The sequence below is a fragment of the Rhizobium sp. P1_B8 genome (assembly GCF_056406515.1).
This window is the reverse complement of sequence record NZ_JBFTZZ010000001.1, coordinates 549048-562933: the sequence shown is the minus strand read 5'-3', so window position 1 is coordinate 562933 and position 13886 is coordinate 549048. Positions and strand designations below refer to the sequence as shown.

General features: G+C 60.8%; 12 protein-coding genes. 4 read left to right on the top strand and 8 right to left on the bottom strand.

Annotation, left to right across the window (positions count from 1 at the left end):
• Positions 1–68 precede the first annotated feature (68 nt).
• Positions 69–407 (bottom strand): protein tyrosine phosphatase family protein, encoded by a 339-nt coding sequence (locus AC1D2N_RS02670; protein WP_018446573.1) that lies wholly within the window; start codon positions 405–407, stop codon positions 69–71.
• A gap of 71 nt (positions 408–478) precedes the next feature.
• The gene (locus AC1D2N_RS02665) at positions 479–1318 is read right to left on the bottom strand and encodes an aldose 1-epimerase family protein (protein WP_113542700.1); all 840 of its coding nucleotides are present in this window, start codon (positions 1316–1318) and stop codon (positions 479–481) included.
• 362 nt (positions 1319–1680) lie between these two features.
• Here AC1D2N_RS02665 and AC1D2N_RS02660 point away from each other — a divergent pair, with 362 nt between their 5' ends.
• From AC1D2N_RS02660 to AC1D2N_RS02645, 4 genes are all read left to right on the top strand, one after another.
• Entirely contained in the window at positions 1681–3081 is a 1401-nt protein-coding gene (locus AC1D2N_RS02660; RefSeq protein ID WP_028732858.1) for a L,D-transpeptidase, read from the top strand.
• A 235-nt stretch (positions 3082–3316) separates the two neighbouring features.
• Positions 3317–4285 carry an aliphatic sulfonate ABC transporter substrate-binding protein gene (locus AC1D2N_RS02655; RefSeq protein ID WP_130729276.1) on the top strand — a complete coding sequence of 323 codons (969 nt, stop codon included), beginning with the start codon at positions 3317–3319 and terminating at the stop codon, positions 4283–4285.
• Positions 4286–4306: 21 nt separating this feature from the next.
• Entirely contained in the window at positions 4307–5146 is an 840-nt protein-coding gene (locus AC1D2N_RS02650) for an ABC transporter permease (RefSeq protein WP_113542698.1), read from the top strand.
• Position 5147: 1 nt separating this feature from the next.
• Entirely contained in the window at positions 5148–5903 is a 756-nt protein-coding gene (locus AC1D2N_RS02645; protein WP_018517480.1) for an ABC transporter ATP-binding protein, read from the top strand.
• Positions 5904–5959: 56 nt separating this feature from the next.
• Here AC1D2N_RS02645 and AC1D2N_RS02640 read toward each other — a convergent pair whose 3' ends face one another.
• From AC1D2N_RS02640 to AC1D2N_RS02615, 6 genes are all read right to left on the bottom strand, one after another.
• Positions 5960–6658, bottom strand: coding sequence for a ParA family protein (locus tag AC1D2N_RS02640; RefSeq protein WP_113542697.1), 699 nt, complete (start codon positions 6656–6658; stop codon positions 5960–5962).
• 502 nt (positions 6659–7160) lie between these two features.
• A complete protein-coding gene (locus AC1D2N_RS02635; protein WP_018242898.1) occupies positions 7161–8312 on the bottom strand; it encodes an iron-containing alcohol dehydrogenase in 1152 nt (383 codons plus the stop codon).
• On the bottom strand, positions 8309–9694 hold the full coding sequence (locus AC1D2N_RS02630) for an aldehyde dehydrogenase family protein (protein ID WP_130729277.1): 1386 nt from the start codon (positions 9692–9694) through the stop codon (positions 8309–8311). The genes AC1D2N_RS02635 and AC1D2N_RS02630 overlap by 4 nt, the downstream gene beginning before the upstream one ends.
• Positions 9695–9901: 207 nt before the next feature.
• Positions 9902–11269: a glutamine synthetase family protein gene (locus AC1D2N_RS02625; RefSeq protein ID WP_018446579.1), complete on the bottom strand. Its 1368-nt coding sequence runs from the start codon at positions 11267–11269 to the stop codon at positions 9902–9904.
• Positions 11270–11414: 145 nt separating this feature from the next.
• Positions 11415–12971, bottom strand: coding sequence for an amino acid permease (locus tag AC1D2N_RS02620; RefSeq protein ID WP_028732865.1), 1557 nt, complete (start codon positions 12969–12971; stop codon positions 11415–11417).
• A gap of 119 nt (positions 12972–13090) precedes the next feature.
• Complete coding sequence (locus AC1D2N_RS02615) at positions 13091–13861, bottom strand: N-formylglutamate amidohydrolase (RefSeq protein ID WP_047623428.1); 771 nt, start codon at positions 13859–13861, stop codon at positions 13091–13093.
• Positions 13862–13886: the final 25 nt, after the last annotated feature.

The following is a 13886-nucleotide window of genomic DNA, read 5'->3' as shown; positions in this document are numbered from 1 at the left end:
CTCCTGAGTGAATGGAAGGTGGCGGCGCTGAGGTTCAACGCCGGAAAATCGGCCCCCCCGGAACGGGCTCAATTACGGATATGGTGGGTCTTCTGGTAAATCGCCGTCGAGCGCGCGCCAGAGCGGCAATAGCCGAGCATCGGCCGCGGGAATTCATCGAGCGCGTCGACCATGCCCTGCACGGCTTCCTCGGTCACGCCCATCGGTCCAACCGGCACATGGGCGATCTCGAGGCCGAGCTCCTTGGCGCGCGCCTCGATGACGGAGAACGACGTCTGGTCGGGACTTTCGTGATCGGGGCGGTGGCAGACGATCGATTTGAACCCCAGCGCCTTGATCTCGTCGAGCTCGTCCAGCGTGATCTGGCCCGAAACCGAATATTCATCGTCGATCTGGCGAATATCCATCGTCTTGTCTCCTCAAAAATCGTGGGCTGAAGGTCTACGACGGAGGTCTGCCAGCGTCAACAACACTTCGTTCACAGGAAGGTAAAGGTCAGCACATAGCTTCGGCTCTCGCCGGGCGCCAACATGTTGAACTCACCAGCGGCCTGAAGCTCGTCGCGCGATATCCAGCGATGCGAAACCGGCTCGATACCGATGATATGGGCGGGCGCCTTCTGGTTCCGCCAGACCTGCAGATGGGGCAGCGTGTCGGCGCGGAAGCGCACACGCAGCGTCCTGCCGCCGATTGCGGCGATCGGTCCGAGGCGGACCTCTGCGAAGCCCTCCTCCGTCGCCGGCGCCGTGACGCAGAAGATGCCGCCCGGCTCCTCGCCGAACGCCCAGGGGAAACCACCATTCTCCAGCATCTGGCCCTCGAGCCGCGTGCCCTCGTCCAGCCATTTGCCGCCAGTGTTTATGTGGTACATCAGGAAGGTCGGCACCGCCCGATCGCTCATATTGACGACCCGGTCCTCGAGCCGCACCTCGCCGGTCGCCCCATCGATCCGCCACAGCCGCTCGATGCGCTGCGGCAGTCCCTCGATGGTGGTGATGTCGATATCGGCGCGGCATTCGGCATTGCCGTTCTCGAACTTCGTCCACAGCACCTTTGCCGCATGGCCGGAGGCCGATCCGTGCAGCGGATAAACCTTGCCGTCGTCCCGGCCGGGAATCGGCTGGCGGTGGCGGATATGATCCGGCCCGCAGGTGAAGAGAAAGCCTTCGAGCGAGTGGTCGATTCGCGCATCACCGTCGTCGGGAATGGCACGTTTCGGCGCGATGTCGACGCCGTCGACAATGCATCCGCCGATATCCAGCACCGATGTTTCGTCCAGCATAAGGCGCGGCCCGCTTGCGGCGGCAAATTCGATCATCACGGTCTCCTCGGGGGAATTGTCGGCCCCTTAGTGCGCCGTGCGTCCTTTCGGACGCACAAAGGACGCTCTAACACTTTGAATCGACGCATTGTGCTTTTCGAAAATTGATTCCGATTTTCGGAAAGCACGATGCGCTAGCGTTAGGTTTCGCGCCGCCATTCGTCAATCGGTGCCGTTCCTATCTTGTGGTTTTGCAGCAACCGTGGAATTCGCGGAACTGCCACAAGGACGCAAACGTTTATGAGTAAAAGGAAATCTTAGTGATTTTCATATTTTGTTCAGCACGGTTTCATAAATTCCACACTAGCGTCAAAATTCGCATGTGTGTGTCTGCCCAGTCACTGTTCGAGGTGTGAGACGTGAATCGCTTTTTAAAATCGGCATTTTGCCTCGCAGCCAGCTTGGCTGCCCTTGCGGCTATAGCGCCGGAGGCAGGCGCGCAGCAGTTCCGCGACCGCCGCCAGAGCGATATCGTGCTCGTGACGCCGAACGGCGAAATCCTCGACTACGTTCCAACTGGCTATGCCTACGCCCGGGATCGTAGCGGCAATCGCGTGTTGATCGATGCCTATGGCAACGTCGTCGCTACCGAGATGCGCGCCCGGGGCTACTATCCGCCGCGGCCCGGCCCGCGCGAGGTCTACAACGACCAGTACGGCGACGACCCCTATTATTCCGACAACAATCCCGATGGCGATACGCGTTATTCCGAGCGGGGCGCCGTCACCGGCGGCATTCCGCGCGATGCGGCGATCGAACGCCGGCCGCTTGGCGAGCAGCCCTATCCCGATGACAACAGTATCGGTAATCCGCAGCCCGGCGACGATTATGCCTCGATCGACCCCGATCAGCAGATCCCGCCCGCCGACGCGCCCAAGACCGCGCCTGATGAGCCCGTCATCACGCTGAAGAACAAGTCGAAGCCCGAAATCGTCGCGCTGCAGGTCTTCCTCGATCGTGCCGGCATCTCTCCGGGTGTCATCGACGGCCATATGGGCTCGAACGTCACCAAGGGGATCTATGCCTATGACCAGATGACCGGATCGAAGCTCGATCCCAACGACACCGATGCCATTCTGGAAGAGCTGCGCATGAACGGCGGCCTGCCCGTCGTCAGTTACACGATCACGCCGGCCGATGCCGCCGGTCCCTTCGTCGCGGAGATCCCGGAGGATTATTCGCACAAGGCGCTGCTGCCGTCGCTCGCCTATACCTCGACTACCGAAATGCTGGCCGAACGCTTCCACATGGATGAGGCCTTTCTCAAGGAGATGAACCCCGGCGCCGATTTCAGCGTTCCCGGCACCGTCATCAAGGTCGTCAATCCGGGTGAGCCGAAAAGCGGTGAGGTTGCCCGTATCATCGCCGACAAGGGCCGCAAGCAGGTCTTCGCCTATGACGGCGCCGGCAATCTCCTCGCCGCCTACCCGGCATCGATCGGCTCCACCGACACGCCCTCTCCGTCAGGCTTGGTGAACGTCGAGCGTGTCGCCTTCAATCCCGGCTATACCTACAATCCGAAGATCAATTTCCAGCAGGGTGCCAACGACAAGATCCTCAACATCCCGCCCGGCCCGAACGGTCCCGTCGGCACCGTCTGGATGGCGCTTTCCAGGCCGACCTACGGCATTCACGGCACGCCCGAACCCTCGAAGATCGGCCGCACCCAGAGCCACGGCTGCATCCGCCTGACTAACTGGGATGCCACCGAACTTGCCAAGATGGTCAAGCCGGGAGTGACGGTCGAATTCGTCGACTGAACATACCATCGCGTCTACAGGCGGAATGACCGCAAAGCGAACAGACAACAATGTCGCGCGACTGGATCGACCAATACGCGGCGGGATCGGCGCTGCCCCGCACTTTGACACAACAATCTAGCGCGGGCCGCGACGGCAGTTCAAAATTGCTCTTCCGCACCAAAGTTTGGAACCCGAAAGCGCGCCAAAAGCTATTAAATCTGTAGATTTCACTTCCTAACATTTTGGAGGTCGTATGAAATCGCTTGTTCGATTGGCTTTAAGCGTTTTGGCGGGTTTGGTCGCAGTCGGCACGGCGCAGGCTGCCGATGTCTCGGAAATTCGCGTGGACTGGGCGACCTACAACCCGGTCAGCCTCATTCTGAAGGATGAAGGCATCCTGGAAAAGGAATTCGAAAAGGATGGGATCAAGATAACCTGGGTCCAGTCCGCAGGCTCCAACAAAGCCCTGGAATTCCTGAATGCCGGCTCCCTCGACTTTGGCTCGACGGCGGGTGCGGCTGCATTGATCGGCCGCGTCAACGCCAACCCGATCAAATCCATCTATGTGTATTCGCGTCCGGAATGGACTGCGCTCGTAACACGCAAGGATACCGGCATCGCCAAGGTCCAGGACCTCAAGGGCAAGTCCATCGCCGTGACGCGCGGCACCGACCCGCACATTTTCCTGGTGCGCGCCCTTGCCGATGCTGGCCTGACTGAAAAGGACGTTTCGCTTGTTCTGCTACAGCACGCGGACGGCCGCCTTGCGCTGAAGCGGGGCGACGTCGACGCTTGGGCCGGCCTCGATCCGATCATGGCCTCCGCCGAGATTGAAGATGGCGATGTGCTGTTCTATCGCAAGCCGGAAAACAACAGCTGGGGCGTGCTTAACGTGCGCGAAGAGTTTGCTATCGCGCATCCTGATCTCGTCAAACGCGTGCTTGCTTCCTACGAGAAGGCGCGCATTGAAGCTCTGAAAGATCCGACCAAGCTCAAAGCCGCCCTCGTTGCCGCCACCAAGCTGCCCGACACGGTGATAGAGCGCCAGCTGGAGCGCACGAACCTCACCTATTCCGTGATCGGCGATGCACAGCGCGAGACGATCGAAGCAGCGGGTCTCGCTTTGCAAAAGGCCGACGTCATCAAAGCGGATGTCGATGTCGTCAAGACCGTATCGTCGCTGGTCGATCCCAGCTACGCCTCGGCCGCTCTCGGCCAGTGAAGCGATAGAAAGAACGTTCCCATGTCCTTGGTGCACATCGCGCTGTCATGGCACAATACGGAAACAGGAAGGGAGACCCGGCAGCGCCGGGTTTCGCCTTTCGATCGCCCGATTGTCGGAATCGTGTTTCCGGTTGCGTTGTTTGCCGCCTGGGAAATCCTCGTTCGTGCGGGAATAGTCGGAGGTCGTTTGATGCCCCCGCCCTCGAAAATTCTCTATACGGTCTATGCGCTGGCGGCCTCCGGCGATCTGGCAACGCATGTCGGCGCGACGCTGCGCAGAGTGGCAATCGGCTTCGCCTTCGGGTCCCTGGCGGGGACCGCTCTTGGGGCGCTGACCGGGTACTCCAGACCGCTCGCACGTCTGCTGGATCCGACCCTGCAGGCTCTGCGAGCCATTCCCTCCATTGCCTGGGTGCCGCTGTTCATCCTGTGGTTCGGTATTTTCGAAGCCTCCAAAGTCGCCCTCATTGCCGTTGGCGTCTTCTTCCCGGTCTATCTAGGAGTCTATGGCGCCGTCGTCGGCGTCGACAGGCGCATCGTAGAGGTCGGTCGCGTCTTTCGGCTTTCGGGCTTCGAGCTCATTCGTCTGATCTTGCTGCCGGCGGTCCTTCCGGACTTTATCCTTGCCCTGCGCGCAGGCCTGGGCCTCGGTTGGATGTTCGTCGTTGCGGCGGAATTCATGGGCGCATCCGAAGGCCTGGGATATCTTCTGGTGGATGGTCAGCAACTCGGAAAGCCGGATCAGATTCTGGCGGCTATTTTGATCTTTGCCGTTGTCGGCAAGGCGACCGATAGCCTGCTTCTGATTGCGAGCGCGCCGTTCCTGCGCTGGCGCGACACCCATGCGAGCGGGATCTGACATGCTTGACATCCGCTCCCTATCCAAGATCTATCCCAACGGAACACATGCTCTGCAAGACTTCTCCCTCAGTATCGGCAAGGGAGAGTTGGTCGCGGTCATCGGAGGATCGGGTTGCGGCAAGAGCACCCTTCTGAGACTGTTGTCGGGCCTCGAAGGCCCTACACAGGGCGAAATCAGCTTGGAGGGACGGCTGCTGACAGAGCCGGACTCGCTCGTGAATATCGTCTTCCAGGAGCCCCGGCTCTTTCCATGGCTGACAGTCGCGGACAATATCGGTTTCGGCCTGCGCCATCTGGCAAGCAGCGAACGGGATGAGCAGGTATCGGCGGCCCTGGAGAAGATTGGCCTTCGCGGCCACGAGAAGCGCTGGATAAAGGAGCTGTCCGGCGGGCAGGCGCAACGCGTGGCCCTGGCGCGAGCACTCGTGACGAAGCCGGCCGTTCTCCTCTTGGACGAGCCCTTCTCCGCACTCGATGCGATGACGCGTGTCGAACTCCAGGATCATCTGATCGATCTATGGCGCGTGAATGCCACGACGATGCTGCTCGTCACGCACGATATCGAAGAGGCAGCCTTTTTGGCGGATCGCGTTGTCGTGATGCGCCCTTGGCCGGGACGCATTCTAGAGGTGGTCGATATAGGCCTGCCGCGACAACGCAATCGCATGTCGGACGAATTGGCCGAAGTCAAAAGGCGTCTTTCCGACCTTCTGGCTCATTCTCTCAATGATGGCAGCCGCACGGCAAGCGCCTGAAAAACGAAATGCGTCGCGGAGCCAACCGGACGCACTTCGTTCGAGGATGCGGGAACTCAGGCTGCCGTCGCCATGCGGGCGGACGCCACCAGCCTCACCGGCAGCTTGCGCATCATTTCCTCAGCAAAACAGGTGGCGTTTTCACGGGCCTTGTCGAGATTGCTGACGCGCCCGGGATCGATCGTGTGCAGCGTGCCGCCACAGTCGAAGATGTCGCGAAAGGCGGAGCGTTCGATAATTGCGGTGTCCAGCACCGGCACATGCCGCTCGCTGAGCAGCGACTTGACGACTTGCAGCGCCCGTGTCGTCACCATCGAGTTGACGCGGGTCAGCACCACCGAATGGCCAATCTTGATGCCGGCCTTCTCATCCAGATACTGCAGCAGTTCGAGCACCTGCGCGCCACCGCGCGCATCCATTGCACAGCCCTGGATCGGAATCAGCACGTGGTCGGAAAGGCCGACGGCTGTGGCAAGCAGCGGATTGCGTGCACCCGGCAGGTCGACGATGAAATAGTCGGTATTGTGCTTGTTCTCGCTGATATGCTGCGGCAACGAGGCGGTTGTCACGAAATCGATCACCGAAAGATTGACCACGTGACCAGAGATCTCGTGCCAGCGTGAAATCCAGTGCTGCGGATCGGCGTCGAGAATGGTGACGCGATAGCCTTTGCGGGCAAGCTCGGTCGCGAGCAGGAGAACAGCGGTCGTCTTGCCGGCGCCTCCCTTGGTATTTGCGAATGTGATAACAGGCATGTTCGGTCCTCGGAAGGAAAGAGGTGCGAGCCGGAATCGCTCTTTTACGCACCCTCGGAGCATCGTGCGGTTAATCCATCCTTTCTAATCATGGTTAACAAATTCGAAACACGCGCGGCGAAATTGCAGCCGGTATTTTTCACATCCCTAAAACAAGAGCCTTTCCTGGTCAGCTTGAAGCATTCTGCCGGAGCAGGTTTTCGTCAGGGCAGAGGCGATTGGCGAAGGGCATACCCCTTGGTACGTCCGAGCCGATCGCCTTTGATCCTGGCGGAAAGATGCCCGGCCCTTCGGGTTGGCTGAAACGGGCCGGCTGATCGACCGGCCGGCTTGGCCGTAGAGCTTGGCTACGACGCGCGCCGGCCGGTCGACCATCCGACTCCGCTTGAGCCAACAGAATGCTTCAAGCTGACCAGGAAAGGCTCCAGGGATATCGCGGCAACGAAAAAAGCCCGGAAAACCGAGGTTTTCCAGGCCAGTCAGAAGGTCCGCTCTAATATTGTCAGAAGCAATCCCTGAAAAGGACCTTGGTATTTTCGAGCGTCATTGCAACCGGGTTGCCGCCTGCACTCGGATCTTCGATCGCCATGGCCGACAATTCGTCGATGCGGTCGGCAGCGATTCCCATCGCCGACAGCGTCTCCGGCACCCCGAGTTCGGAGCGGAGCTTCAGCACATAGTCGTAGAATCCGTCGAACCCGCCCGAAATGCCGAGATAGGCGGCGGCGCGGCCGATCTTCTCCTCGATCGCCTTGCGGTTGAAGCGCAGCACCGCCGGCATCACCACCGCATTGGTCATGCCGTGATGGGTGTTGTAGACGGCGCCGATCGGATGCGAGAGCGCATGGATGGCGCCGAGCCCCTTCTGGAAGGCGACGGCGCCCATGGCGGCGGCGGCCATCATGTTCGCGCGGGCTTCGAGATCGGTGCCTTCCCTGTAGGCGCGTGGCAGGAATTCCTTGACGAGCCGCATGCCTTCGAGCGCGATGCCGGCTGACATCGGGTGATAGAAGGGCGAGGAATAGGCCTCCAGGCAATGGGCGAAGGCATCCATACCGGTGCCGGCCGTAATGATCTTCGGCATGCCGACCGTCAGTTCCGGATCGGAGATGACGACGCCAGGCAGGAACTTCGGATGGAAGATGATCTTCTTCACATGCGTCTCGGAATTGGTGATGACGCTGGCACGCCCGACTTCCGAACCGGTGCCTGCCGTTGTCGGTACGGCAACGATCGGGGCGATGCCCTCGAGACTCGCACGCGTCCACCAGTCGCCGATATCCTCGAAGTCCCAGACCGGCCGCGTCTGGCCGGCCATGAAGGCGACGCACTTGCCGAGATCGAGGCCGGAGCCGCCACCGAAAGCAACGACGCCGTCATGGCCGCCGTCCTTGAAGGCCCTGACGCCGGCTTCGAGGTTCTTCTCGTTCGGGTTCGGATCGACATCGGCAAAGATCGCGCGGCCGAGACCTGCATCCTCGAGGATATCGAGCGCAGTCTTGGTGATCGCCATCGAGGCAAGGCCGCGGTCGGTGACGAGCAGCGGCTTCTTGATGCCGAGGCTCTTGCAGGCGTCGGCCAGTTCCGTGATGCGGCCCCGGCCGAGCTTGACCGATGTCGGGTAGCTCCAATTTGCGGTGATGTTGCTGCTCATGCTGTGACTTTCTTCAGATGAAAGGATTTCGGACGCGTCAGATTTTGGAAGCCGATGATCGACAGCGAGCCGCCGCGGCCAGTCTCCTTGACGCCGGTCCAGCAAAGTGCCGGGTCGAGATAATCCGCGCGGTTCATGAAAACGGTGCCGGTTTCGATCTCGCGGCCGAGCCGCCCTGCCCGCTCGACATCTTTGGTCCAGAGCGAGGCCGTCAGCCCATACTGGCTGTCGTTCATCAAAGCGAGGGCCTCCTCGTCGCTCTTCACCTTCATGATGCCGACCGCCGGACCGAAAGTCTCTTCGCGCATGAAGGCCATGGAGTGGTCGACGTCGACGAGAATCTGCGGTGCAAGATAGGCGCCGCCGTCATCCTGGGGGAAAAGCTTGGGATCAACAAGCGCTTTGGCGCCCTTGGAAACCGCATCGGCGATCTGCTCGCGCACCACCTTGGCGAAGCGCTTATGTGCCATCGGCCCGAGCGACGTATCGGGATCGAGAGGATTGCCGAGCTTGTAGTTCGACACCCAGGCAACCGACTTCTCGACGAAGGCGTCATAGAGCGATTCATGGACGTAGATGCGCTCGATGCCGCAGCAGCACTGGCCGGAATTGTAGGTCGCGCCGTCCATCAGCGTGTCGACGGCTGCCTCGAGATCGGCGTCCTCCATGACATAACCCGGATCCTTGCCGCCGAGTTCGAGGCCAAGGCCGGTGAAGGTGCCGGCGGCGGCCCGCTCCATCGACCGCCCGCCTTCGACCGATCCGGTGAAGTTGACGAAATTGAAGCTGCCGGCGGCAATCAGCGCCGACGTCGTTTCGTGGTCGAGAAAGACGTTCTGGAACACATCCTCGGGAACACCGGCCTCGGTGAAGGCCTGCACCAGCCGCTCACCGACCAGTAGCGTCTGCGAGGCATGTTTCAGCACCACGGTATTGCCGGCCATCAATGCCGGCGCAATCGTGTTGATCGCCGTCATATAGGGATAGTTCCACGGCGCGACGACGAAGACGACGCCATGCGCCTCGCGCTCGATGCGGCGCTCGAAACGCTCGCTCTCTTCGACAACGAGAGGCGCCAGCGCATCCGCTGCGATCGAAGCGACATAGTTGGAGCGCTCGTTGAAGCCCTTGTATTCGCCGCCATATTTTACCGGCCGGCCCATCTGCCAGGCAAGCTCCGGCACGACGACGTCGGACATCTCGTTCAGCCGCGCAGCACCCTTCAGCACCAGCTGCACACGCTCTTCGAGCGGCCGTTTCGCCCAGGCCTTCTGCGCCTTGCGCGCGCGCGCCACCACGTCCCTGGCGGCATCGAAAGAAAGGGCTGCGCGTTCGGCATAAACCGACCCGTCAACCGGTGAAATGCATTGGATCATTGCCATGATCGAATCCTGTCCTCGTATTCTTCAAAATCTTTGCGAAGGCCGTAGCCCCTCATCCGCCTGCCGGCACCTTCTCCCCGTAAACGGGGCGAAGGGGATATGCCGCACCGGCTTTCCCCAACATCGACGCTGCGTTTGGCACGTCCCCTCTCCCCGTTTTTACGAGGGGAGGGTTAGGGTGAAGGGCAAGCAACCCGCAAATGCCTATTAAGCTCTTTCGAAACCGCGCGCCACTTCCCAGTCGGTGATACGGCGGTCGTATTCTTCCTGCTCCCATTCGGCAGCGCGGGTGTAATGGTCGATCACGTCGTCGCCGAAGGCTTTGCGCAGCATTGCCGATTCCGTCATTTCGGTCGTGGCCGCACGCAGCGTGCGCGGGATTTCGCGAACGCCCTTGCCGCCATAGGCGTCGCCGACAAAGGGGGCTTCGAGTTCCAGCTTGTTCTCGATCCCGTCAATGCCAGCGGCAAGCAGCGCGGCGAAGGCGAGATAGGGATTGAGATCGGAGCCGCCGACGCGGCACTCGATACGAATTCCCTTGGTTTCCTCACCGCAGAGCCGGTAGCCCGCGGTGCGGTTGTCCTTGCTCCAGATCGCCTTGGTCGGCGCAAACGTGCCGGCCATGAAGCGTTTGTAGGAGTTGATGTAGGGCGCCAGGAAATAGGTGATCTCGCTCGCATGGGCGAGAAGCCCAGCGACGTAATTGTGCATCAGCGGCGACATGCCGTACTTGCCGGTATGGTCGAAGAACAGCGGCTTTTCCTCCAGGCTCCAGAGCGACTGGTGGATATGCGAGGAACTGCCGGCCGCATTGTAATTCCACTTGGCCAGGAAGGTGATGGCCTTGCCCTTCGACCAGGCGATCTCCTTGCAGCCGTTCTTGATGATTGCGTGGCGGTCGGCCATGGCGAGCGCATCGGCGTAGCGCACGTTGATCTCCTCCTGGCCGGCCGAAGCTTCGCCCTTGGAGTTCTCGACCGGGATGCCGGCGCCCTGCAACCCGGTGCGGATCGCCCGCATCACCTCTTCCTCCTTGGTGGTCTGGAAGATGTGGTAGTCCTCATTATAGGCGCTGGCGAGCTTGAGGTTGCGGTAGCCGGAAGTCTGCGCCGCCTCATAGCTCTGGTCGAACAGGAAGAATTCGAGCTCGGAGGCCATGTAGGCCTTCATGCCCATATCCTCGAGCCGCTTCACCTGCTTCTTCAGGATCGCGCGTGGCGAGTGAGCGACTTCCTCATGCGTATGATGGTCAAGCACATCGCAGAGCACCAGCGCGGTGCCTTCCAGCCAGGGAATTCGACGCAGCGTCGCAAGATCCGGCTTCATCGTGTAGTCGCCGTAGCCCTTCTCCCAGCTCGTCGCCTTGTAGCCGGAGACGGTCTCCATCTCCATGTCGGTGGCGATCAGGTAGTTACAGCTGTGCGTTTCCTTCCAGGCGCTCTCGACGAAATATTCCGCCTGGAAACGCTTGCCCATCAGCCGGCCCTGCATATCCACCTGGCAGGCCAGAACCGTGTCGATGCGCCCTTCGGCAACATCTTTCCTGAGGTCGTCGATTGTGTAGCTGCTGCTCATGATTGATCCGCCTGAATTGGATTGACAAAATCGGGGCAACGAAATCGCATGCGCTCGGCCGGACTTTTCGGCCCGATGCCTTTTCGTTGAACCGTGATGGGGCCGCAGGATGCGGCCCCGCCATTTGAGAGGGAAGCCTTGATGCTTAGTTTTCGCCGCTTTCGCCGACGGCTGCTTCGGCGGCCGCGATCTCGGCCTGACGCTTTGCCACTTCGGCGCCGATCGGCGGCCCCTTGAAGCGACGGCTTTCGAAGCCGAACCAGACGATCGCGGTCAGCACCAGGAAACCAACGGTGATGTAGAGCGCCCATTCATTCGGCGGCTGGATGCCGAGGATGAAGATCAGGATCATCGCGATCACAGTCAGCACCGCGAAGAGCTTGAAGACGCCTTCGCCGAGGTTCCATGGCCCCATCTTGTCCCACTTCGACGTGCCCCAGGCGAACAGGCCGAGCGTGATCGGGATCGCGAAGGAGAAGAACAGGAAGATGACCGTGCACGAGACGACGATCGTATAGACCGGCGTATCGCCGATCGAAACGAGCGAGGAACCCCAGACGAACAGAACCGACAGGATCGAGCCGGTCCAGATCGCAGCCACCGGCGTGCGATACTGCGGACTGACCTTCGACAGTGCCTTCGATGCCGGCAGACCGCCGTCACGCGAGAAGGCAAAGATCATGCGCGAGACCGAGGTGACGGTCGCAAGCCCGCACAGCCACTGGCTGACCAAGATGGCAAGATAGAGAATATCCTTGACGATCGGGTTCACCTGGCTGTCCATCGCCCAGAAGAACACGTTCCAGCCCTGCTTTGCCGCATCATCCATATTCGGCAGCATCAGAACGAAGGCGCACAGCATGATGTATCCGAAAAGCGCCGACCAGAGAACCGACGCGACCATGCCGCGCGGGACCGATTCGGCAGCCTTGACTGTCTCTTCCGACGTATGCGCCGAGGCGTCATAGCCAGTGATGGTGTAGATCGGCAGAAGCAGGCCGAGAAGGAAGACCCAAGCACCGGAAGTGGAGGGCCAGACATTGCCGCCGACTTCGCCGGAATAGTTGGCGAAGGTAAAGAGGCGACCGATCTCGTAGGAGGGCGCTGCGATCAGGCAGACGGCCGCCAGCGCGATTGCTGTTGCAAAGATCAGATAACCCGAAAAGTCCGTCAGCTTCGCGGTCAGTCCGATGCCCATGTGGTTGACGAGCGCCTGCGCGCCTGTGATGACAACGAGGAAGGCGATGCGCACCATCGTCGTATCCGTCAGCCCGAAATAGCTGGTGCCGAACGAACCCATGAAGAAATAGTAGGTGCCGACGTTGATGGCGCCGAGCACAGTGACGAGACCGAGCAGGTTGAACCAGGCGGTCAGCCAGCCGGTGAAACGGTTACCGAGGATGGAGCCCCAGTGATAGAGGCCGCCGGCCGTCGGATAAGCGGAGCTGATCTGCGCCATGGCGACGGCGAAGACGAGCGAGATGAAGCAGCCGAGTGGCCAGCCGATGCCGATCGCGGCTCCGCCGGCGCCCGAGGTTGCCTGCGCCAGCGAATTGATGCCGCCAGAGAGGATGCAGATAATGGAGAATGATACGGCGAAGTTCGAGAACGAGCTCATGCGTCGTTCGAGTTCCTGGGCATAACCCATGGAATGCAGGATGTGCACATCCTGCTTCTTGTCCAGTTCGGAATAATCCGACATGACTTCCCCCTGTTCACGATCGGCCGCGGGATTGCGGCCGGTTCAGTGCCAATTGTCCGCGGCATTTTCGCCGTGCGGACGTCCGCAGTTAAACTGCTCCCTCGGGTCTTCTTTTTATGTCAGGCGTCCAGGCTTTGCTGGAGCAGCCCTTTCAGATAGTCGGCCATGACCCCTTGGCCGATATCGTCTGCGATGAGGTCGTTACGGACCTCGATCATCACATTGCGCAAGCCGTTCGAAAGCCCGTGCAGGATCAGCGTGTGGGTCACGCCGTCCTCAGGCCCGTAAGGCTGGTTGCGTTCCGTCCTGTAAAGCGGCGCCTCGGCCGCGACCTCCAGCATACGGTCGGCAAGCCGGCTGTCCTCATCGTGCAATATGCCGAGTTCGACGGCACGTTCGCGGCCGTGATAGACCGGCGTGAAGCTGTGCATCGTCACGATGACGCTGTCTTGTCCCCTCGCCCGGCGATCGCGGATCAGTCCGCGAATGGCGTCATGGAAAGGAACGTAGAGCGCGTCGGTGCGCGCAAGCCGTTCTTCAGGGCTCAAATCCTTGTTGCCGGGAACGGCGTAGATCTCGCTGGTTTCCGGCATGGCGCCGGGTGAACTGGGCGGCCGGTTGCAGTCATAGATAAGCCGCGAGAACCGCTGGTAAACAAGCGTCGCGTCGAGCGCTTCCGATATGCTGCGGGCGACCGCAAGCGCGCCCGGGTCCCAGGCAATGTGGCTGGTGAGCGCCTCGCTGGGCAGGCCGAGATCGCCGAAAAGGGCTGGAAGCGCATTCGAAGCGTGCTCGCAGATGAGAAGCACCGGACTCCGGCCGTGGATGCGCTCGATCCCGACGCAGTCACCGTCCGCTTCGCTGAGGATTTTCGGTCGGGCTAGCACCAAAGGCGCCACTCCTTATCCCTTAACA

Excerpts from the sequence above, each read along its gene's own strand:
- AC1D2N_RS02665 (WP_113542700.1), bottom strand. The coding sequence starts at position 1,318 with ATGATCGAATTTGCCGCCGCAAGCGGGCCGCGCCTTATGCTGGACGAA.
- AC1D2N_RS02630 (WP_130729277.1), bottom strand. The coding sequence starts at position 9,694 with ATGGCAATGATCCAATGCATTTCACCGGTTGACGGGTCGGTTTATGCC.
- AC1D2N_RS02625 (WP_018446579.1), bottom strand. The coding sequence starts at position 11,269 with ATGAGCAGCAGCTACACAATCGACGACCTCAGGAAAGATGTTGCCGAA.
- AC1D2N_RS02620 (WP_028732865.1), bottom strand. The coding sequence starts at position 12,971 with ATGTCGGATTATTCCGAACTGGACAAGAAGCAGGATGTGCACATCCTG.
- AC1D2N_RS02645 (WP_018517480.1), top strand. The coding sequence starts at position 5,148 with ATGCTTGACATCCGCTCCCTATCCAAGATCTATCCCAACGGAACACAT.
- AC1D2N_RS02640 (WP_113542697.1), bottom strand. The coding sequence starts at position 6,658 with ATGCCTGTTATCACATTCGCAAATACCAAGGGAGGCGCCGGCAAGACG.
- AC1D2N_RS02650 (WP_113542698.1), top strand. The coding sequence starts at position 4,307 with ATGTCCTTGGTGCACATCGCGCTGTCATGGCACAATACGGAAACAGGA.
- AC1D2N_RS02670 (WP_018446573.1), bottom strand. The coding sequence starts at position 407 with ATGGATATTCGCCAGATCGACGATGAATATTCGGTTTCGGGCCAGATC.
- AC1D2N_RS02635 (WP_018242898.1), bottom strand. The coding sequence starts at position 8,312 with ATGAGCAGCAACATCACCGCAAATTGGAGCTACCCGACATCGGTCAAG.
- AC1D2N_RS02655 (WP_130729276.1), top strand. The coding sequence starts at position 3,317 with ATGAAATCGCTTGTTCGATTGGCTTTAAGCGTTTTGGCGGGTTTGGTC.